This window comes from Streptococcus sp. ZY171113 (assembly GCF_057748235.1).
Genome location: NZ_CM173243.1, coordinates 911,191 through 930,333 on the forward strand (window position 1 = coordinate 911,191; position 19,143 = coordinate 930,333).

General features: G+C 50.5%; 23 protein-coding genes and 1 riboswitch. Of the genes, 21 read left to right on the forward strand and 2 right to left on the reverse strand.

What is annotated here, in order from left to right:
• Positions 1 to 102: 102 nt before the first annotated feature.
• The 7 genes from AC3ARB_RS04230 (at position 103) to AC3ARB_RS04260 (ending at position 5,799) form a co-directional block, all read left to right on the forward strand.
• Positions 103 to 399, forward strand: a complete 297-nt coding sequence (locus AC3ARB_RS04230) for an HIRAN domain-containing protein (protein WP_488321311.1) — start codon at positions 103 to 105, stop codon at positions 397 to 399.
• A gap of 56 nt (positions 400 to 455) precedes the next feature.
• Positions 456 to 1,592 (forward strand): radical SAM family heme chaperone HemW, encoded by a 1,137-nt coding sequence (gene hemW, locus AC3ARB_RS04235; RefSeq protein ID WP_488321312.1) that lies wholly within the window; start codon positions 456 to 458, stop codon positions 1,590 to 1,592.
• A 1-nt stretch (position 1,593) separates the two neighbouring features.
• Complete coding sequence (locus AC3ARB_RS04240; RefSeq protein ID WP_488321313.1) at positions 1,594 to 2,331, forward strand: acyl-ACP thioesterase domain-containing protein; 738 nt, start codon at positions 1,594 to 1,596, stop codon at positions 2,329 to 2,331.
• A 104-nt stretch (positions 2,332 to 2,435) separates the two neighbouring features.
• A complete protein-coding gene (locus tag AC3ARB_RS04245) occupies positions 2,436 to 3,056 on the forward strand; it encodes an NUDIX hydrolase N-terminal domain-containing protein (protein WP_488321314.1) in 621 nt (206 codons plus the stop codon).
• Between the two features lie 603 nt (positions 3,057 to 3,659).
• Positions 3,660 to 4,847 (forward strand): methionine adenosyltransferase, encoded by a 1,188-nt coding sequence (gene metK / locus AC3ARB_RS04250; protein WP_488321315.1) that lies wholly within the window; start codon positions 3,660 to 3,662, stop codon positions 4,845 to 4,847.
• 54 nt (positions 4,848 to 4,901) lie between these two features.
• Complete coding sequence (locus AC3ARB_RS04255; RefSeq protein WP_488321316.1) at positions 4,902 to 5,321, forward strand: hypothetical protein; 420 nt, start codon at positions 4,902 to 4,904, stop codon at positions 5,319 to 5,321.
• A gap of 178 nt (positions 5,322 to 5,499) precedes the next feature.
• Complete coding sequence (locus tag AC3ARB_RS04260; RefSeq protein WP_488321317.1) at positions 5,500 to 5,799, forward strand: GNAT family N-acetyltransferase; 300 nt, start codon at positions 5,500 to 5,502, stop codon at positions 5,797 to 5,799.
• 167 nt (positions 5,800 to 5,966) lie between these two features.
• Here AC3ARB_RS04260 and AC3ARB_RS04265 read toward each other — a convergent pair whose 3' ends face one another.
• Entirely contained in the window at positions 5,967 to 6,398 is a 432-nt protein-coding gene (locus tag AC3ARB_RS04265; protein WP_488321318.1) for a GtrA family protein, read from the reverse strand.
• A gap of 28 nt (positions 6,399 to 6,426) precedes the next feature.
• Positions 6,427 to 6,535: riboswitch (PreQ1 riboswitch) on the forward strand.
• Here AC3ARB_RS04265 and AC3ARB_RS04270 point away from each other — a divergent pair.
• Positions 6,533 to 7,042, forward strand: a complete 510-nt coding sequence (locus tag AC3ARB_RS04270) for a QueT transporter family protein (protein ID WP_488321319.1) — start codon at positions 6,533 to 6,535, stop codon at positions 7,040 to 7,042. Its footprint overlaps the riboswitch before it by 3 nt.
• A gap of 69 nt (positions 7,043 to 7,111) precedes the next feature.
• Entirely contained in the window at positions 7,112 to 8,260 is a 1,149-nt protein-coding gene (locus AC3ARB_RS04275) for an MFS transporter (RefSeq protein ID WP_488321320.1), read from the forward strand.
• 66 nt (positions 8,261 to 8,326) lie between these two features.
• On the opposite strand, the gene mnmE is transcribed toward AC3ARB_RS04275, so the two are convergent.
• Positions 8,327 to 9,694 carry a tRNA uridine-5-carboxymethylaminomethyl(34) synthesis GTPase MnmE gene (gene mnmE, locus AC3ARB_RS04280; RefSeq protein WP_488321321.1) on the reverse strand — a complete coding sequence of 456 codons (1,368 nt, stop codon included), beginning with the start codon at positions 9,692 to 9,694 and terminating at the stop codon, positions 8,327 to 8,329.
• A gap of 159 nt (positions 9,695 to 9,853) precedes the next feature.
• Here mnmE and AC3ARB_RS04285 point away from each other — a divergent pair, with 159 nt between their 5' ends.
• The 12 genes from AC3ARB_RS04285 (at position 9,854) to pstA (ending at position 19,112) form a co-directional block, all read left to right on the forward strand.
• Positions 9,854 to 10,189, forward strand: a complete 336-nt coding sequence (locus AC3ARB_RS04285; protein WP_488321322.1) for a zinc ribbon domain-containing protein YjdM — start codon at positions 9,854 to 9,856, stop codon at positions 10,187 to 10,189.
• A gap of 159 nt (positions 10,190 to 10,348) precedes the next feature.
• Entirely contained in the window at positions 10,349 to 10,990 is a 642-nt protein-coding gene (locus AC3ARB_RS04290; RefSeq protein WP_488321323.1) for an amino acid ABC transporter permease, read from the forward strand.
• A gap of 9 nt (positions 10,991 to 10,999) precedes the next feature.
• Positions 11,000 to 11,629: an amino acid ABC transporter ATP-binding protein gene (locus tag AC3ARB_RS04295; protein ID WP_488321324.1), complete on the forward strand. Its 630-nt coding sequence runs from the start codon at positions 11,000 to 11,002 to the stop codon at positions 11,627 to 11,629.
• An 11-nt stretch (positions 11,630 to 11,640) separates the two neighbouring features.
• The gene (locus AC3ARB_RS04300) at positions 11,641 to 12,468 is read left to right on the forward strand and encodes an amino acid ABC transporter substrate-binding protein (protein WP_488321325.1); all 828 of its coding nucleotides are present in this window, start codon (positions 11,641 to 11,643) and stop codon (positions 12,466 to 12,468) included.
• 86 nt (positions 12,469 to 12,554) lie between these two features.
• A complete protein-coding gene (locus AC3ARB_RS04305; RefSeq protein ID WP_488321326.1) occupies positions 12,555 to 13,475 on the forward strand; it encodes a bifunctional riboflavin kinase/FAD synthetase in 921 nt (306 codons plus the stop codon).
• Positions 13,476 to 13,533: 58 nt separating this feature from the next.
• Positions 13,534 to 13,947: a Spx/MgsR family RNA polymerase-binding regulatory protein gene (locus tag AC3ARB_RS04310; RefSeq protein ID WP_488321327.1), complete on the forward strand. Its 414-nt coding sequence runs from the start codon at positions 13,534 to 13,536 to the stop codon at positions 13,945 to 13,947.
• Positions 13,940 to 14,218 carry a UPF0223 family protein gene (locus tag AC3ARB_RS04315; RefSeq protein ID WP_488321328.1) on the forward strand — a complete coding sequence of 93 codons (279 nt, stop codon included), beginning with the start codon at positions 13,940 to 13,942 and terminating at the stop codon, positions 14,216 to 14,218. Before AC3ARB_RS04310 ends, AC3ARB_RS04315 begins: the two co-directional genes overlap by 8 nt.
• Complete coding sequence (locus AC3ARB_RS04320; RefSeq protein ID WP_488321329.1) at positions 14,208 to 14,969, forward strand: inositol monophosphatase family protein; 762 nt, start codon at positions 14,208 to 14,210, stop codon at positions 14,967 to 14,969. The genes AC3ARB_RS04315 and AC3ARB_RS04320 overlap by 11 nt, the downstream gene beginning before the upstream one ends.
• Before the next feature lie 68 nt (positions 14,970 to 15,037).
• Positions 15,038 to 16,348 carry an RsmF rRNA methyltransferase first C-terminal domain-containing protein gene (locus tag AC3ARB_RS04325; RefSeq protein WP_488321330.1) on the forward strand — a complete coding sequence of 437 codons (1,311 nt, stop codon included), beginning with the start codon at positions 15,038 to 15,040 and terminating at the stop codon, positions 16,346 to 16,348.
• A gap of 73 nt (positions 16,349 to 16,421) precedes the next feature.
• A complete protein-coding gene (locus AC3ARB_RS04330; protein WP_488321331.1) occupies positions 16,422 to 17,288 on the forward strand; it encodes a phosphate ABC transporter substrate-binding protein PstS family protein in 867 nt (288 codons plus the stop codon).
• Between the two features lie 11 nt (positions 17,289 to 17,299).
• The gene (pstC, locus tag AC3ARB_RS04335; protein ID WP_488321332.1) at positions 17,300 to 18,235 is read left to right on the forward strand and encodes a phosphate ABC transporter permease subunit PstC; all 936 of its coding nucleotides are present in this window, start codon (positions 17,300 to 17,302) and stop codon (positions 18,233 to 18,235) included.
• A complete protein-coding gene (pstA, locus tag AC3ARB_RS04340; protein ID WP_488321333.1) occupies positions 18,225 to 19,112 on the forward strand; it encodes a phosphate ABC transporter permease PstA in 888 nt (295 codons plus the stop codon). Before pstC ends, pstA begins: the two co-directional genes overlap by 11 nt.
• The last annotated feature ends 31 nt before the right edge of the window (positions 19,113 to 19,143 follow it).

A 19,143-nucleotide genomic window follows, 5' to 3' on the forward strand; every position in this document is an offset into this window, starting at 1 on the left:
TGACCTTTGCTCCCTTTGAACCGACAAGAAATGTTGAGGATTTTCATCTGTCGGCTTTTGCCTATTAGTCAAACAGTCCAGTGGACTGTTTGAGGTCGCTCCTTGAAAATAAAAAAGGAGCGAGGCTTAGATGTGATTGGTGACTTGACCCACGGGACGGTGGTGGACCTGATGGCTGAGCCGACCAATCCTTATGATTCAGAAGCTGTGGCTCTCTTTTATCAGGGGAAAAAGTTGGGCTATGTGCCCAAACACAAGAATAGCTTTATCAGTCGGATGCTCTTTTATGGGCATGGGGACATCTTGGAGGCGAGAATCCAGTCGGTGGATTTGACTGAGCACCCAGAACGTCAGTTTCGGGTAGTGGTCAAGCTCAAGGACGCTCGGCCGAAAAATTAGGGCAAGCTGTGGTGTTAGCTCTGCTATTTTTCCAAAAAAAATGGTAAAATAGGGGCATGAAGAAACCGACATCAGCCTATGTGCATATCCCTTTTTGCACGCAAATTTGTTACTATTGCGACTTTTCTAAGGTCTTTATCCAGAACCAGCCTGTGGATGACTATCTGCGGGCTCTTGTGCGTGAGTTTGAGAGCTACGGCATCCACCAGTTGCGGACCCTCTACATGGGGGGCGGGACACCGACAGCCATCACGGCCAAGCAGTTGGACTATATCCTGAGCGAGTTGACCAAGTTTTTGGACATTTCCATGCTGGAGGAGTTCACCATTGAGGCCAACCCTGGCGACCTGGATGCGGATAAGATTGATGTCCTGAAAAATTCAGCGGTCAATCGGGTGTCCCTGGGGGTTCAGACCTTCAACAACAAGCACCTGAAGAAGATTGGCCGCAGTCACAACGAGGCCCAGATTTACGAGAGCATTGATGCCTTGAAAGGGGCTGGCTTTGACAATATCTCCATCGACCTGATTTATGCCCTGCCTGGTCAGACTTTGGACGATGTCAAGGATAATGTGGCCAAGGCCCTGGCTCTGGACATTCCCCATCTGAGTTTGTATAGTTTGATTTTGGAGCACCACACGGTCTTTATGAACAAGATGCGGCGGGGCAAGCTCAATCTGCCGACCGAGGATTTGGAGGCGGAGATGTTTGACTACATCTTGGAGCAGATGAAGGGGGCTGGGTTTGACCACTACGAAATCGCCAACTTTGCCCGTCCTGGTTTTGAGAGCAAGCACAACCTGGTTTACTGGGACAACGATGAGTATTTCGGTTGCGGGGCAGGGGCTTCGGGCTACCTGAACGGGGTGCGTTACCGCAACCGTGGTCCTATTCAGCACTACCTCAAGGCGGTTGCTGAGGGCAATGCCCGCCTGTCTGAGGAAGTCCTGACCAAGAACGAGCAGATGGAGGAGGAATTTTTCCTGGGTCTGCGGAAAAAATCTGGGGTTTCGCTCAGCCGTTTTGAGAAGAAATTTGAAACCAGCTTTGAGAACATTTATGGCCAGGTGGTGCGTGAGTTGACCGCCGAGGGCCTAGTTCAGCTGGATGGTGACCGCCTGCGGATGACCCAGAAGGGCCTTTTCTTGGGCGACACCGTGGCGGAACGCTTTATCTTGGACAAGGAGGACTAGCATGGGCAAGATTTACCGACAGGACTATATCATTCCTTTTTACGAGGCGGACGAGACCAGCAGGGTCAAGCTGTCCCACCTGGTCAACAAGTCCTTAGAGGTATCGGGCTGGCAGGCCCACAGTCTGGGCTGGAGCGACCAGCGGGTCTTTGAGGACTATGGCCTGATTTGGGTGGTGACCGACTACCAGTTCACCATCAATCGCCTGCCGGTTTTCGCCGAGAAAATCACCATCGAGACCGAGGCGGTCAGCTACAACAAGCTCTTTTGTTACCGGGAGTTTCGGATTTTCGACGAGGGCGGCCAGCTCCTGGTCAGCCTCCTCTGCAGTTTCGTCCTCATGGACGCCCAAACCCGCAAGGTCCACCCCGTCATTGCGGACATCGTTGCCCCTTTTGAGGCGGAAGCCATCAAGGCCATTCGTCGGGGTGAAAAAATGGCAGAGCTGACTGAGCCAGTTTTAACTGAAAAAACCGTGACCTACTTTGACCTGGATATGAATGGTCATGTCAACAACAGCAAGTACATCGATTGGTTTATCGAGAGCCTGGGCCGAGACTTTCTCAGCCAGCACAGCCCTAAAACCTTGACCATCAAGTACAGCAAGGAAGTCCATTATGGCAAGATGGTACAAGTGGCCTATCAGCTGGACGGTTTGACTAGCAGACACGACTTGCTGACAGAAGATGGTGTTTGTACCCAGGCCAGTATCGACTGGGTGCGACTGGAACAGCAGTAAGCAGAAAAAGCGATGTTCAACCAGAGGGTTGATAGTTTTCAGGCTTAGTTAGGAGCTGCTCTTACTGAAACGGCTGGTACCAACAAGGAAATAAGGAGAAAAGCATGACCAATCAAGACAAATGGCTAGACTGGGCGGTGCGTTTGCAGGCTCTGGCCCAGAATGGTTTGGCCTATACGACCAATGACTTTGACAAGGAGCGGTTTGAAGAAATCAGACAGATTGCAGCAGAGATGCTGGTGGAACCGTCAGGCCAGCCTTTGGAAGTCGTAACAGACCTCTTTGCCAGCGAGACAGGCTACCAGACCCCAAAACTGGATAGTCGCGCAGCCATTTTCCAAAATGAAAAAATCCTCTTGGTTCAGGAAGCCGATGGGCGATGGAGTTTGCCGGGCGGTTGGGTCGATGTGGACCAGTCCTTGATGGATAACACGGTCAAGGAGTGCAAGGAAGAGGCAGGGCTGGACGTTGAGGTTTATCGGCTGGTGGCGGTCCTGGATAAGCACAAGAACCAGCCAAGCCGGATGGCCCACCATGTGACCAAGTGCTTTTTCCTGGCCAGAAGCCTGGGCGGTCAGTTTGTGGCCAACAGCGAGACCTTGGATAGTGCTTACTTTGCCCTGGATGAGCTGCCTGAGCTGTCGGTTAACAAGACGACTAAGGAGCAGATTGAATTGTGTTATGAGGCTTATCAGGCGGAAGTCTGGGAGGCCAGGTTTGATTAGGAGAACGAGATGATTTGGGTCAAGGCTGTTGGACTGATTGGTGAGGACCTAGAAGGTGGTGCAGATGTTTGGTTACAGATGGCACATACGAGATAACATGTTTTGAATACCCAATTGTTCTTGAAGACCATTACCAAGGGGTACTTGGTTTTGAAGGAGAGTGATAAAAAATTTCTATCTCCTGTTTTGGATTGAGACAAGACAGGTGTCCTGAAATATGGTATACTAGGGGTGTTATGAGTCCCGAAAAGGCGGCCTTTGAGTCTAAAATTACTTTATACCTTGTCGGTTGACCTCGCCGTACCTTAGTACTGTCTTCGGTCTACCCTCCTCGTCTAAAGCAATTTTAGCTCTCAAATGCACTTTTTAGCGAGTGTAGGTCGGTGCTTTGTGTTTGCATCTTGTCTAGAGCTTATTACTGATGATTTATGTTGTCAGAAGGAGCAGTAGCTATCAGCTAGTGCTTTGCTCAGGGCAAGCTCATCGCAAAGACCCGACTTTGGTCGGTTCTTTGTAACTCTTAATGCGGTCATTTGGCCGTCAGGGGGGACTGCTAGTGGGCAGTCTCTCCTGAAAATTAATTATTTTAGGGGGGACATTTTTATGTCAGAACGGAAATTATTCACGTCTGAGTCGGTATCGGAGGGGCATCCCGATAAGATTGCTGACCAGATTTCAGATGCCATTTTGGATGCCATTTTGGCCCAGGATCCAGAGGCCCACGTGGCGGCGGAAACAGCTGTTTACACAGGTACGGTCCATGTCTTTGGTGAGATTTCGACCACGGCCTATGTCAACATCGACAAGGTGGTGCGGGATACCATCGCCGAGATTGGCTACACCAACGCTGATTACGGTTTTTCAGCCCAGTCCGTCGGGGTTCACCCATCGCTCATTGAGCAGTCGCCAGACATTGCTCAAGGGGTCAACGAGGCCCTGGAGGTGCGGGACGGTGATGCCGACCAACTTAGCTTGATTGGTGCGGGGGACCAAGGCCTCATGTTCGGCTTTGCTATTGACGAAACGCCGGAACTCATGCCACTGCCGATTTCTCTTTCTCATGCTTTGGTTCGGAAAATAGCAGAGCTCCGTAAGTCAGGGGCCATCTCTTACTTGCGACCAGATGCCAAATCGCAGGTGACGGTGGAGTATGATGAGAACGACAGCCCAGTCCGCGTGGACACGGTGGTCTTGTCAACCCAGCACGACCCAGAAGCGACCAATGAGCAAATCCGCAAGGATGTCATCGAGCAAGTCATCAAAGCTGTGATTCCAGCCAAATACCTGGACGAGGAGACCAAGTTCTTCATCAACCCAACCGGCCGCTTTGTTATCGGAGGCCCGCAAGGGGATTCAGGTCTGACGGGCCGTAAGATTATCGTGGACACCTACGGTGGTTACTCTCGTCACGGTGGCGGTGCTTTTTCTGGTAAGGATGCGACCAAGGTTGACCGCTCGGCTAGCTATGCCGCCCGCTACATCGCCAAGAACATCGTGGCAGCAGGCCTGGCTAGAAAAGCCGAAGTTCAGCTGGCCTACGCTATCGGGGTAGCCCACCCTGTGTCGGTTCGGATTGACACCTTTGGCACCAGCACCGTTCCTGAAAGCAAGCTAGAGGCAGCAGTTCGTCAGATTTTTGACTTGCGACCTGCTGGTATCATCCAGATGTTGGACCTCAAGCGACCAATCTACCGCCAAACAGCGGCCTACGGCCACATGGGGCGGACAGACATTGACCTGCCATGGGAACGCTTGGACAAGGTTGAGGCCCTGCAAGAGGCTGTTTTATAAATTAATCGTCGCCCAACTTAGGTTGGGCGATGTTGCTAAGGAAAGGAAAATGAGATGAGCTTACTGACCTTGTTCAATCGGTTCAATCCTCTTGGTCGCCTAACGGTGACCTGCCATTACCCACAAGAGGAGGAACTGGTGTTCCATCGTCAGCTGGGACGACGGTTCAGGCTTCAAGTCCGTCCAGGACAGGTCTTTGAGGTCCTGGCTTTAGACATCAAACCTGCTGTTCCAGGATTGGACCGTTTTATCTCTGACGGGGCCATTGCAGGAGCTGCCGCTGCTTCTTTTCGTGGACAGGAAGTCCTGAAAGGGGCCATAATCGGTCATTGGTTAGAAAAGAGGTACCAGCCTCAGGGCAGTCATCAACTTTCCCTCAGCTTAGTCAATGTGGCCAGCGGTGAACAGGTCAATCTTGGTTTTTCTCTGAGAGCAGACGACTGCAAGATGGTTTACCGTTATTTTTTAGGTTAGTCAGTTGCTTTGGACAGAATGAGGGAATGAGATGGCCATTAGATGATTGCGTTTAGAAGATGAATCAGATTTTTAATCTTTTATCAGAATCTTGGTTACGGAGCGTGAGGCGGGTAATGACTTGATTGACAGCGACTTGGTCACAGGTTTCCCTACTTTTGATGTCAAAGCCAAGTGATTGGAGACAGAGACCGAAGACTCGAATTGGTTATGGGTGACCGTTTACTATGCCTTTAGTGATGGTCAAGTGGCAGGCTGGATTTCCTGCCGATGGGATTTGGACGAGGGAGACCTGAGCACGGTTGGTGGCCACGTGGACGATGTGACCGAACCCCAGTTCCGCAGGCAAGGGGTCAGGTCAGCCTTTCTGGCCTATGCTTGTGACCGTTATGGGGAAAGAGGGATTAACTGTTTCATTATTACTGCTTTGGAGCAGAAGGAGAGGTTGGCTCGTTATTGGATAAACTTGTTGGGATAAAGAATGAGGCTGGGACAACAGTCCAACCCCAACATTAAAAAACGAACAAAGAAGGATTTCTGAAAAACAGTACCTCTTTGTCCGCTTTTTTTGTTTTCATCAGGGGGTAATTGTATGAGATTTCGAAAACTCAAAATCTTTTTGTCCCAGCTTCATTTTTGTCTTACTTAGGATGATTTATTGGTGAAAATGATGAATTTGCTGAGAAAGTAATTACCGACGATAATGAGGATTTGGGCACTGAGGCTTTCAATCACGTTAATCAGTTCAAGGTCCTGGTTGACAAATTGGCCGATGATGCCTGGGTAACGGTCGATGAAAAGGTAGGCCAGTGCCATGTCCAAAGCTAGGGTTCCTAACCGAGCCGTGACAAACTTGGCAAAACGGGTTTGCCAGCCCTGCCGATTTTGCCGAAAAACAAAGCGGTCGTTGGTGACAAAGGCAAAGAGGATGGCCGTTAGATTAGCCACAACACTGGCATGCAGGGCCGTCACGTTGAGAAGGCTAAAGAGGCTTGTTCGTACGCTCAGATAGACCAGGGTGGCCAAGCCCCCGAAGAAGAGGTAGGAGATAATTTGGTTGTTCATCAATTTTTTCATGTTTCTACTATACCAAAAAATAAAATTTTATGCTACAATGGAGAAGTTCTGGTTATTTTGGTCAGAACCCTTGGTGCTTAAGTCCCTTTCGCCAAGCATATTATACGCGGCATGACCGCTAAAGGAGTACACACATGAAAAAATTATCCCTTGTCGATTTGACCCAGATTGCCCTGGTGGCTGCTGTTTATGTTGTCTTAACGGTGACCCCACCGCTCAATGCCATCAGCTATGGGGCCTATCAGTTTCGGATTTCCGAGATGATGAACTTTTTGGCCTTTTACAACCGCAAGTACATCATCGGCGTAACCTTGGGGGTTATGATTGCCAATTTCTTCACCTACGGTTTGATTGATGTGGTGGTTGGTGGCCTGTCAACCCTGGTCTTTGTGACTTTGGGGGTCAAACTCTTTGCTCGTTACCAAGAAGAGCGAGTTCTCGTCGGCCTCTTTAACAAGGCCTTTCTCTACTTTTCACTCTTCTTTGCTGCCAGTATGTTTACCATCGCGGCTGAGTTGAAGGTGATTGCTGATTTGCCATTTTTCTTGACCTGGCTGACCACTGGTTTGGGTGAGTTGGGCTCGCTCTTGGTGGGAGCTCTTCTGATTGAAGCCCTGGCCAAGCGGTTTGATTTGACCAAATAAGCTTTTACAAGGGTTTGCCTGACCAGCGCAAGCCCTTTTTTAATAAAATAATCGGATAGAAAGCCTCTTATGAAAGCATTTTTTGAAAAACTCAGTATCCTCTCCCTGTCCTTTATGTTGGTGTCCACCTTTGCGGTGTCGCCTGCCCTACCTGCCATGGTTGATTTTTTTGCCAATCAAGGCATCGGCGGCACCCAGGTAGAGTTTCTCATCACGGTGACCTCTCTAGCCATCATGGGTTCGCTCTTGGTCAACCCGATAATCAGTCGCTTTTTACCTGAGCGATCCATGATTAGTTTGGGCTTGATCCTGCTGACGGTCGGCGGTGTCCTGCCTTTGGTGACCAGTTCCTACTGGCTGATTTTTCTGGGCCGTCTGGTTCTGGGCTTTGGACTGGGCCTTATAAACGCTAAGGCTATCACCATCATCAGTAGCCACTATGAGGGGCAGGAGCGGCTCAAGCTCTTGGGCTGGCGAGGCTCTGCTGAGGTTCTGGGCTCTGCCAGCCTGACGGCGGTTGTTGGTTTGCTCCTGCCTCATGGTTGGTCAGCGGCCTTTGGGATTTACTTCCTAGCCTTAGTCATCCTTGGGCTTTATTTGGCTTTTGTTCCTAAGAGAAAAGCTGACGCAGACCAGGTTGATGGACCTGTCAAGGCCACGTTGCCAGCCAGCCAGTGGCGGCAGGCCATTTTCCTGTCATTGATTGCAGGCTTTGTTATCCATGTCAATACCCTCTTAACCCTCAAAATCCCCCTCATGGTTGAGGCGGGCAAGCTGGGAACGCCTCAAGGAGCCAGCCTGGTCCTGAGTGCCATGATGTTGATGGGGATTGTGGCTGGGCTTGTCTTCAGCCGCCTCTTTGAGCTCTTGGGCCGCCTGCTCTTGCCTTTAGCCATCTTGATATTTGCGGCCGCCATTATCCTGGCAGGTCTGGGGCAGAGTTTCGTGACCCTTGCGGTCGGAGCAATCCTGTCCGGTTTTTTTTACAGCATTGTCCTGACTGTCGTTTTCAATAAAACTTCGGAGAATACACCAGCTCACCTGCTCAACCAAAAAATGACCATCGTTTTGGTGGGGTGTAACTTGGGTGGGGCCAGTTCCTCTCTCTTGCCAGCCTTGCTGGAGCAGGTTATTCCCAGCACCAGTGCTGTTCTGGTAGCCTATGCAGGCCTGGGCTTGCTTTTAGGCTTGGCTTTATTGGGTCATGCCCGCCGTTAATGCTAAAAAACCAGCTTTTGGGCTGGTTTTGGTCGTTTATCTGGGGGAAATCCGAGGTCTGCTCGGCTATTTGCCCAAGCAAAACTGGCTAAAGAGTTGGGTGATGAGCTCGTCAGGTGCCGCGTCACCAGTGATTTGTCCCAGAATCTCCCAGCAGCGGGTCAGGTCAACCTGGAGGAGGTCAACAGGCATGCCCAAAACCAGCCCCTCGTTGACGGCCTTGAGGCTGTCGAGGGCCTGTTCAATTAGGGAAATGTGGCGGGCGTTGGACAGGTAGGTGGCGTCCTTTTCCACCAAACCAGCGTTGTCGAAGAAGAGCTGGTTGATGCGGTCCTCAATCTGGTCGATGTTGGTATTCTCAAGGACAGAAATGCTGATGACGTCCTCTGGCAACTCGCTACGCTCGATGGCCTCGGTCAAATCGGTTTTGTTGAGGAGGATGATGCGGTTGCTGGTCTGGCTGATGGCCAGAAGTTCTCGGTCTTGGGCGGTCAGAGGCTCGGCGGCACTGAGGACCAGGAGGACCAGGTCAGCCTCGGATAGGGCCTTTTTGGAGCGCTCGACCCCGATTTGCTCAACGATGTCGTCGGTCTCCCGAATCCCAGCCGTGTCAATCAGTTTGAGGGGCACGCCTTTGATGTTGACGTATTCTTCGATAACGTCACGGGTGGTGCCAGCGATGTCGGTCACGATGGCCTTGTCTTCCCGCAAGAGGTTGTTGAGGAGGCTGGACTTGCCCACGTTTGGTCGGCCGATGATGGCGGTAGCCAGACCTTCACGGAGAATTTTTCCCCGTTTGGCGGTCCGCAGCAGGTTTTCCAGTAAGGTCTGGAAGGCTGCCGTTTTTTCTCGAACCATGGCTGTGGTCATCTCTTCCACATCGTCGTATTCGGGGTAGTCGATGTTGACCTCAACTTGAGCCAGGGTGGCCAGGATTTCTTGACGGGTATTGTCAATCAAGTCCCGCAGGGAACCCTCTAACTGACTGACCGCTACGGCCATGGCCTTGTCGGTCTTGGCCCGAATCAGGTCCATGATGGCCTCGGCCTGGGTCAGGTCAATCCGACCATTGAGAAAGGCCCGCTTGGTAAACTCACCTGGCTCGGCAAGTCTTGCCCCATTCTTAATCAGGAGCTGGAGGATTTCGTTGGTGACGGCAAGTCCGCCGTGGGTGTTGATTTCCACCACGTCTTCACGGGTGAAGGTCCGAGGGGATTTCATGAGGCCGACCATGACTTCGTCCACGACTTGATCGCCGTCCACCAGATGGCCGTAGGTCAGGCTGTGGCTGGCCACGGTGGTCAAATCCTTGCCCTGAAAAATCCTGCTGGCGATAGCGATAGCGTCCGTTCCCGACAGGCGGACAATCCCGATGGCCCCTTCGCCAAGGGGGGTTGAGATGGCTGCGATGGTGTCAAATTCTTTGGTAATCATAGTTTTCCTTAATCATGTGAGTGTTACTATTATACCATGTTTTTGATTGAGGAGGGGAGATAAGCTATGCTCAGAAACTTAACCACTAATCTTTTTTAACTTGTCAAGCTCTGCCATTTCCCCTATAATAAAAGGGAAACTAGCGAAAAGGAGTGCAAGATGTCATTGCCAAATTGCCCACAATGTGGGTCAGAATACGTTTATGAAGACGGTAGCCTCTTGGTCTGCCCAGAATGTGCCTATGAGTGGTCACCGAGCGATAGCTCAGCAGAAGACGAGGGCCTGGTGGTCGTAGATAGCAACGGCACCCGCCTGGCTGACGGCGATACGGTGACGGTTATCAAGGATTTGAAAGTTAAGGGAGCTCCTAAGGACATCAAGCAGGGAACTCGGGTAAAAAACATCCGCCTGGTTGAGGGAGACCATAACATTGACTGTAAGATTGATGGTTTTGGAGCCATGAAACTCAAGAGCGAGTTTGTTAAGAAAATCTAGGTCAAGAGCCTGCCAGTTGGCGGGCTTTTTGCTTACTGAGGTTGCGACAGGAGTAGTGGTGTGATTTTTTCAGAAAATTTTCGAGATTGTCGTTAAAATCTTGGCAAAATTCGGCAGTTTCTGATATAATAGACCGCAAACTATCATTTTGGAGGCGTTATGGCTTATCTTTTGGAGGTCCTGCCCAGCCTGTTAGCAGGGGCCTGGGTGTCCTTGCAGGTGTTTTTCCTGGTTATTATGTTGTCCCTGCCATTGGGGGCTCTGATTGCCTTTGTGATGCGGGCCAACATCAAACTGGTTAATTGGCTCTTTAATATTTACATTTGGATTATGCGGGGAACGCCCCTGCTCTTGCAGTTGATTTTCTTCTATTATGTTTTGCCAAGCGTTGGCATCACCTTTGACCGAATGCCAGCTGCGATTTTGGCCTTTACCATGAACTATGCAGCCTATTTTGCGGAGATTTTCCGTGGCGGTATCGGGGCTATTCCCAAGGGCCAATACGAGGCAGCTAAGGTCTTGAATTTCAGTCGTTTTCAGACCATCCGCTATATCATCTTGCCCCAAGTGGTCAAGGTGGTTTTGCCTAGCATCTTCAATGAAGTCATTAACCTGGTTAAGGACTCGTCTCTGGTGTACGTTTTGGGGGTGGGCGACCTGCTTTTAGCTTCCAAAACAGCTGCCAACCGTGATGCCAGTCTGCTTCCCATGTTTATCGCTGGAGGCATCTACCTCTTGCTGATTGGTGGCGTGACCATCTTGTCCCGCTATGTTGAAAAGAAATTTGACTATTACAAATAGGAGGTTGCTATGTTAGAACTCAGAAATATCAGTAAAACCTATGGTAATAAGCAGATTTTTGATCAGTTTAACCTGACGGTAGAAGAAGGTAAGGTCCTGTCCTTGGTAGGGCCATCAGGTGGTGGAAAAACAACCCTCTTGCGGATGTTGGCAGGCCTGGAGCCGCTGGATAGTGGAGAGATTATCTATAACGGCCAGTCGGTGCCCATTGACCATTTGGAGAACCAGCACTTGTTGGGTTTTGTCTTCCAAGATTTCCAACTTTTCCCACACCTATCTGTCTTGGAAAACTTGGTGCTCTCCCCTATCAAGACCATGGGCATGGCCAAAACTGAGGCAGAAGCCAAGGCCAAGGAGCTTTTGGCCAAGCTGGAGTTGACAGAACAGGTCAGCTCTTACCCCCACTCCCTCTCTGGTGGTCAAAAACAAAGGGTCGCCCTGGCTCGGGCCATGATGATTGACCCAAAAATCATCGGCTATGATGAACCGACCTCAGCTCTTGACCCGACCCTGCGTCAAGAGGTGGAGAAGTTGATTTTATTTAACAAATCCCAAGGGGTTACCCAGATTGTGGTGACCCACGACCTGCAATTTGCAGAAAACATTTCAGATACCATTTTGAAAATCAATCCTAAATAAAGGAGTTAAGCATGAAAAAAATTGCACTTAGCCTTTTAGCGATCATGACAGGCTTAGTCCTAGTTGCCTGCGGCAGCAAATCGGCGACTTCAGAAGACCAGTGGGCCACTTATGACAGCAAAAAGGAAATTACCATCGGTTTTGATGAGACCTTTGTGCCCATGGGCTTCAAGGAAAAATCAGGTCAATACGCTGGTTTTGACATTGACCTGGCCACAGCTGTTTTTGACCAGTATGGCATTGCCATCAACTGGCAGCCCATCAACTGGGATTTGAAGGAGACCGAGCTCAACAACGGCAAGATTGACCTGATTTGGAACGGCTACACCATGACCGAGGAGCGGGCTAAAAAAGTCCTCTTTACAGCTCCCTACATGGCCAACGAGCAGGTTCTGGTGGTTAAAAAGAGTTCTGGTGTGACCAGCTTTGCGGACATGGCTGGTAAGACTCTGGGGGCTCAGTCTGGTTCTGCGGGTTACGATGCCTTTACCAACAAGCCTGAGGTCCTCAAGGATCTGGTCAAGGACAATGACGCGACCCAGTACGAAACCTTTACCCAGGCCCTGATTGACCTCAAAGCTGACCGGATTGACGGCGTTTTGATTGACCGGGTTTACGCCAACTACTACCTGACAGAAGAAGGGGAGTTGGATAACTACACCATCGTTAAGAGCGAGTTTGACGGTGAAAACTTTGCGGTCGGTGCTCGCCAGAGCGACAAAACCTTGGTTGACAAAATCAACGCGGCCTTCCAGCAACTCTACAAGGATGGCAAGTTCCAAGAGATTTCTAACAAGTGGTTCGGCGAAGACGTGGCCACTGAGGACATCAAAAACTAACTATTTTAACAGCCTGGGACGTCCCAGGCTGTTTTTTAGCAAACTTTTTCACATGCAATTTATTGGATTTATGCTAAAATACTAGCATGAAGATTTTTACCATAAGAGATTACAAGGATTTAGTGGCTGGGGACCCTGTGGTTTTGGTCCTGGGCTACTTCGATGCCCTTCACTTGGGCCACAAGGCCCTTTTCGACCGAGCTAGGGCAATAGCAGAGCAGAAAAACTTGAAAGTAGCTGTTTTGACCTTCCATGAATCCCCAAAACTGGCCTTTACTCGCTTTACACCAGACCTCTTGCTCCATTTGACCTCTCCAGACAAGCGTTACGAAAAATTTGCAGCCTACGGTGTCGACGAGCTATATTTGACGGATTTTACCAGCGATTTTGCCAAGACCAGTTCTGATGACTTCATTGATCGTTATGTTCTCGGACTCAATACCCAGGCCATCGTGGTCGGGTTTGACTACCATTTTGGTCATAACAAGACCAATGCAGATTATCTGGCTCGCAACTGCCAGTTTGAGGTGGTCACGGTGGCTGAAGTTCAGGATGATGCTGAGAAAATTTCCTCGACCCGCATCCGTCGTGCGGTCAGCAAGGGGCATATTGAGACCGTTAACCGCCTCTTGGGCTATGAATTTTCAACCCGAGGCATCGTGGTGCACGGGGATGCCCGTGGTCGGACCATCGGATTTCCGACGGCCAACCTGGCTCCCATTGACCGAACCTTTTTGCCAGCTGACGGGGTCTATGTGGCGGATGTCATTGTCCGAGGGCAACGCTACCGGTCCATGACCAGTGTCGGTAAAAATGTGACTTTCGATGGCAAGGAGTTGCGACTGGAAGCCCACCTCTTTGATTTTAATGGGGACATCTATGGCGAGACCATCGAAATCCTCTGGTTGAGCAAGATTCGGGACATGGTCAAGTTCAAAAACATTGACCAACTGGCCAAACAACTAGAAATCGACAAAAAAATCTCAAAAACTTGGAAAAAAGGCTAGAAATCCGAGCAAAAAACTTGTATAATAGAATTAAGTATGTTAAAGGAGGGGGCAACCAATGATTACTTTATTCTTATCACCGAGTTGTACCAGTTGCCGAAAAGCTAGAGCTTGGTTGCAAAAGCACAAGGTGCCATTTCAAGAACATAACATCATCACCAACCCCCTAAGTCGTGCTGAATTGATGACGATTTTGTCCTTCACTGAAAATGGGACAGAGGACATCATTTCAACTCGATCCAAGATTTTCCAGAAATTGGATGTTGATGTGGAGGATTTACCGATTTCAGAGCTCTTGACCTTGATTACGAAAAATCCTAATCTTCTGCGTCGTCCGATTATCATGGACAAGAAGCGGATGCAGATCGGTTTCAACGAAGATGAAATTCGTGCCTTTTTGTCCCGTGATTACCGCAAGCAAGAATTAAAACAGGCCACCATTAGAGCGGAGATTGATAAGTATTATGAGTAAAGCCTATTCATACCCCCTAGACCTGTCTTGGAGCACTGAGGAGTTGACCGCAGTGCTTCATTTTTTGGGTCAAGTCGAGGAGGCCTACGAGGGTCAGGTATCTGCCCAAAAGCTGCTGGACAGCTATGCCATTTACAAAACCATCGTCAAAAGCAAGAGTCAGGAAAAGCAAATCGACCGTGAGTTTGAGCAAGTCAGTGGCTACTCAACCTATCGGGCGGTTCAGGCGGCTCGGCAGGCAGAGAGGGGTGTGGTGCGACTTGGACGCTAAGTTTGCCTTCGCCAAAGACCTGATTCGTGAGGCTGGTGCCTTGATTAAGGACCAGCTAGTCACTCGTTTCGAGGTCGAGGTCAAGTCTGATCCTAGAGACCTGGTGACCAACGTGGACAAGCTCAGTCAGGCTTTTTTGGTGGAGCAAATCCGTGCGGCCTACCCGACTGACCGATTTTTGGCTGAAGAGGAAGGGCTTCAATCGCCCTTGACCGATGGTGCTGTTTGGGTCATTGACCCCATCGATGGGACGGTCAATTTCATCACCCAAAAGCGGGATTTCGCTGTTATCCTAGCCTACTTTGAAGATGGGGTGGGGCGTTTTGGCCTTATTTATGACGTGATGGCTGATCAGCTCTATTGTGGTGGGCCTGGTTTAGGCGTGACCTGCAACGGTCATCCCTTGCCACAAGCAACAGACCGACCTCTTGACCAGTCTTTGGTGGCTTGCAACACCCGCCTTTACGCCCAAAATGCCTATGGGCTGGCGACTTATTTTAATCAGTCCTTGGGCATTCGAAACTACGGCTGTGCTGGCCTCAGCCTGGCTCGGGTTCTGTCAGGCCAGCTCTTTGCCTACGCTTCCAAGCTCTGCCCCTGGGATTACCTGGCTGCCAGCATCATGGGCCAGGAGCTGGGTTATGACCTTTTAACTCTGGACTTGACCGCTCCTGACGGCCACAGTCGCCAGGACATCATCGCCTTTCCTCGGACTTTTTTAGGGGAAATAGCCGAGCAGCTGAGCAAGTGAGACCATCTCCCTAGTGTTTCAAGCTAGGGAGTTTGCTTTTGCCTGTCAAGGTGTAGTATAATAGACCTATGTTATTACCAAGTGAGTTTAGTGACAAATACCGAGATATACTGGGGCAAGATGCCCAAGATTTTCTAGCCAGTTTTGACCAGCCAGCCGTGTCTGGTTTTCGGGTCAATCCCTTGAAGGAAGGCCAGAAAGACTTTCCTAATCCCATTCCTAACACCCCTTGGGGGCATTATGGCAAGGTGTCAGGCAAGTCAGCTGACCATGTGACTGGTCTGGTTTATTCCCAAGAGCCAGCTGCCCAGATGGTGGCCCAGGTGGCTGGGATTGAACCTGGCATGCGGGTCCTGGATTTAGCGGCCGCACCGGGCGGCAAGTCCACCCATGCCCTGGCCTACCTCAATAACACGGGCCTTCTGGTCAGCAACGAGATTTCCACCAAGCGGAGCAAGGTCCTGGTGGAGAACATCGAACGGTTTGGGGCCAGAAACGTGGTGGTGACCAATGAATCAGCCGACCGCTTAGTCAAGACCTTTAAGAGCTATTTTGATATCATCATCTTTGATGGGCCATGTTCTGGAGAGGGCATGTTCCGTAAGGACCCAGATGCCTGCCAATACTGGAATACCGACTACCCAACCTCTTGTGCCAGCTTGCAGCGGGAGATTTTAGAAGATGCTTTGACCATGTTGGCACCTGGTGGGACCTTGGTTTATTCAACCTGCACCTGGTCGCCTGAGGAAAACGAGGGCGTGGTGGCCTGGTTACTAGAGACCTATGACCATTTGGAACTGGTTGACATTCCCAAGGTAAATGGTATGGTTGCTGGGATTGGTCAGCCTGAAACGGCTCGGATGTATCCCCATTTGTTTGAGGGGGAGGGCCAGTTTGTGGCCAGGTTGCGTGATACCAGAGAACCCAACCGTCGGTTGGTCAAGCCTGCCAAGTCCAATCTGACTAAGGCTGAACTGACTCTCTGGCAGAGCTTTGCCAAGGAGCACCTCTTGGTGGATTTGGACGGGGTCTTGCAGACTTTCGGAGACCAGCTCTATCTTTTACCAGCTGATTTGCCAGCCCTGCAGGGTTTGAAAATCGCCCGCAATGGTCTCCACCTAGGCACCTTTAAGAAGAACCGTTTTGAACCCAGCTTTGCTATTGGGCTTGCCCTAAAACCTAGTGAGGTTAGGCAGTCTATCGAGCTGAGTGAAGACCAGTTTAGGGCTTATGTGAGTGGCTCGACGGTGAGTCTTGGCGAGAGCCTGAGCACGGGCTGGTACCTGCTGACGGTGGGCGGCAATGGTCTGGGCTTTGCCAAGGTGGTCGGAGACACGATCAAAAACCACTTCCCGAAAGGTTTACGGTTCAATAGTTAATCCTATACAAGTGGGACGAACTGTTATATAATGGAAATGAGGCGGTTAACGCCAAAATGAAAGGAAAACAATTGTGAAAAAATCATCATTGTTCATCAAGGCGACAGCAGTGGCCCTTTTAGGTCTGAGCCTGTCAGCCTGTGCCAGCTGGATTGACCGTGGGGAATCCATTACTGCAGTAGGGTCAACGGCCCTGCAGCCGCTGGTTGAAGCAGCTGCGGACGAGTTTGGTTCGACCAATCTGGGTAAGACCATCAACGTTCAAGGTGGCGGTTCGGGTACTGGCCTGTCTCAGGTTCAGTCAGGAGCGGTTCAAATCGGCAACAGCGACTTGTTTGCCGAGGAAAAAGACGGGATTGATGCCAGTGCCTTGGTTGACCACCAGGTGGCCGTTGCAGGTTTGGCAGTCATTGTCAACAAGGAAGTGACGGTGACCGATTTGACCACCGAGCAACTCCGCAAGATTTTTACTGGCGAATACAGCAACTGGAAAGAAGTGGGTGGCAAGGATTTGCCAATTTCCATCATCAACCGGGCATCTAGTTCTGGTTCTCGGGCAACCTTTGACAGTGTCATCATGGATGGTCAGGCAGCCAAGCAGAGCCAGGAACAGGATTCTAACGGGATGGTTCGTTCCATCGTGTCTCAGACGCCAGGAGCTATTTCCTATCTTGGTTTTGCCTACATTGACGATAGTGTTAAGCAGTTGAGTCTCAACGGCTTTGCGGCGACCACTGAGAATGTGGCCACCAATGCTTGGCCCCTCTGGTCCTACGAGCACATGTACACCAAGGGTGAGCCGACTGGTTTGACCAAGGAATTCTTAGATTACATGATGACCGAGGATGTCCAAGAGGGCATCGTGGTAACGACTGGTTACATCCCAATCGCTGAAATGCAGGTGGTTAAGGATGCTGACGGTAACGTGAGTCCAAAATAAAAGGAGACGTTGTGAAAAATCAAGAACTCGCAAAAAAATTGCTATCCCCGTCTAAGAACTCTCGTTTGGAGAAGTTTGGACGGTCTATCACCTTTGCCTGCTTGGCCCTGATTGTCTTTATCGTCTTTATGATTTTGATTTTCGTGGCCCAAAAAGGCCTGTCAACCTTCTTTGTTGATGGCATTAACCCCATTGATTTCCTCTTTGGTAAGGAGTGGCAACCTGGGGTCAAGGGGGACAATGGTAAGCCCCTCATGGGTGCTCTGCCAATGATTTCAGGCTCCTTCATCGTGACCATCTTGTCGGCCACCATTGCCACCCCATTTGCCATCGGTGCGGCGGTCTTTATGACTGAGATTTCGCCCAAGTACGGGGCCAAGATTCTCCAACCAGTTATCGAGCTTTTGGTGGGTATCCCGTCGGTTGTTTACGGCTTTATCGGTCTGCAAGTGGTCGTGCCTTTCGTCCGCTCCATCTTTGGCGGCACAGGCTTTGGTATCCTGTCAGGGATTTTCGTCCTCTTCGTCATGATTTTGCCGACCGTGACCTTTATGACCATCGACAGCCTCAAGGCGGTGCCTCGTCACTATAAGGAAGCTAGTCTTGCCATGGGGGCAACTCGCTGGCAGACCATCTGGCGGGTTATCCTCAATGCGGCCCGTCCAGGGATTTTCACGGCGGTTATCTTCGGCATGGCTCGCGCTTTCGGTGAAGCCTTGGCCATCCAGATGGTTGTGGGTAACTCAGCTGTTATCCCAACCTCTCTGACCACACCAGCTGCTACCCTGACCTCCGTCTTGACCATGGGTATCGGTAACACGGTTATGGGCACGGTTCAGAACAATGTCCTCTGGTCTCTGGCTTTGGTGCTCTTGGTCATGAGTTTGGCCTTCAACATGCTGATGAAATTGATTACAAGAGAGGGTAAGAAAAACTATGCACGCTAAACAGGTTAACAAGCTGGCGACAGGGATTCTCTACACCATCGCTGGCATCATCGTCACAATCTTGGCATCGCTCTTGCTCTTTATCTTGGTGCGGGGGCTGCCACACGTTAGCTGGAACTTCCTGACTGGCAAATCATCGTCTTATCAAGCAGGCGGTGGTATCGGGATTCAGCTCTATAACTCCTTTTTCCTTCTGGTCGTGACCCTGATCATCTCTATCCCCCTGTCAATGGGAGCTGGGATTTACTTGGCTGAATACGCTAAGAAGGGGCCTTTGACCAACTTTATCCGGACCTGTATCGAAATCCTGTCTTCCCTGCCATCAGTTGTTGTTGGTTTGTTCGGTTATTTGATTTTCGTGGTTCAGTTTGAGTACGGGTTTTCCATCATTTCTGGTGCCTTGGCCCTGACCGTTTTCAACCTGCCGCAGATGACACGGACGGTTGAAGATAGCTTGCGAAATGTCCACCATACCCAGCGGGAAGCTGGTTTGGCCCTGGGTCTGTCTCGCTGGGAATCGGTCATCCACGTGGTTATCCCAGAAGCCCTGCCTGGTATCGTGACGGGTATCGTCTTGGCCTCTGGTCGTATCTTTGGTGAGGCGGCAGCTCTCATCTACACGGCGGGTCAGTCAGCCCCAGCCCTGGACTGGAACAACTGGAACGTCTTGAGTGTTACCAGCCCTATTTCCATCTTCCGTCAGGCTGAAACCCTGGCCGTTCACATCTGGAAGGTTAACAGCGAAGGAACCATCCCTGACGCGGTTCAGGTATCAGCTGGTAGTGCGGCAGTGCTCTTGATTTTCATCTTGATTTTCAACCTCTCTGCCCGCCATATCGGTAAGACCCTTTATAAGAAACTGACCTCAGCGGAGTAAGCAGCTCTGCTATTTCCCAAAAGAAAAAGGG

Coding starts and splice junctions, on each gene's coding strand:
- hemW (WP_488321312.1), top strand. CDS start 456: ATGAAGAAACCGACATCAGCCTATGTGCATATCCCTTTTTGCACGCAA.
- AC3ARB_RS04240 (WP_488321313.1), top strand. CDS start 1,594: ATGGGCAAGATTTACCGACAGGACTATATCATTCCTTTTTACGAGGCG.
- AC3ARB_RS04245 (WP_488321314.1), top strand. CDS start 2,436: ATGACCAATCAAGACAAATGGCTAGACTGGGCGGTGCGTTTGCAGGCT.
- metK (WP_488321315.1), top strand. CDS start 3,660: ATGTCAGAACGGAAATTATTCACGTCTGAGTCGGTATCGGAGGGGCAT.
- AC3ARB_RS04255 (WP_488321316.1), top strand. CDS start 4,902: ATGAGCTTACTGACCTTGTTCAATCGGTTCAATCCTCTTGGTCGCCTA.
- AC3ARB_RS04265 (WP_488321318.1), bottom strand. CDS start 6,398: ATGAAAAAATTGATGAACAACCAAATTATCTCCTACCTCTTCTTCGGG.
- AC3ARB_RS04270 (WP_488321319.1), top strand. CDS start 6,533: ATGAAAAAATTATCCCTTGTCGATTTGACCCAGATTGCCCTGGTGGCT.
- AC3ARB_RS04275 (WP_488321320.1), top strand. CDS start 7,112: ATGAAAGCATTTTTTGAAAAACTCAGTATCCTCTCCCTGTCCTTTATG.
- mnmE (WP_488321321.1), bottom strand. CDS start 9,694: ATGATTACCAAAGAATTTGACACCATCGCAGCCATCTCAACCCCCCTT.
- AC3ARB_RS04285 (WP_488321322.1), top strand. CDS start 9,854: ATGTCATTGCCAAATTGCCCACAATGTGGGTCAGAATACGTTTATGAA.
- AC3ARB_RS04290 (WP_488321323.1), top strand. CDS start 10,349: ATGGCTTATCTTTTGGAGGTCCTGCCCAGCCTGTTAGCAGGGGCCTGG.
- AC3ARB_RS04295 (WP_488321324.1), top strand. CDS start 11,000: ATGTTAGAACTCAGAAATATCAGTAAAACCTATGGTAATAAGCAGATT.
- AC3ARB_RS04300 (WP_488321325.1), top strand. CDS start 11,641: ATGAAAAAAATTGCACTTAGCCTTTTAGCGATCATGACAGGCTTAGTC.
- AC3ARB_RS04305 (WP_488321326.1), top strand. CDS start 12,555: ATGAAGATTTTTACCATAAGAGATTACAAGGATTTAGTGGCTGGGGAC.
- AC3ARB_RS04310 (WP_488321327.1), top strand. CDS start 13,534: ATGATTACTTTATTCTTATCACCGAGTTGTACCAGTTGCCGAAAAGCT.
- AC3ARB_RS04315 (WP_488321328.1), top strand. CDS start 13,940: ATGAGTAAAGCCTATTCATACCCCCTAGACCTGTCTTGGAGCACTGAG.
- AC3ARB_RS04325 (WP_488321330.1), top strand. CDS start 15,038: ATGTTATTACCAAGTGAGTTTAGTGACAAATACCGAGATATACTGGGG.
- pstA (WP_488321333.1), top strand. CDS start 18,225: ATGCACGCTAAACAGGTTAACAAGCTGGCGACAGGGATTCTCTACACC.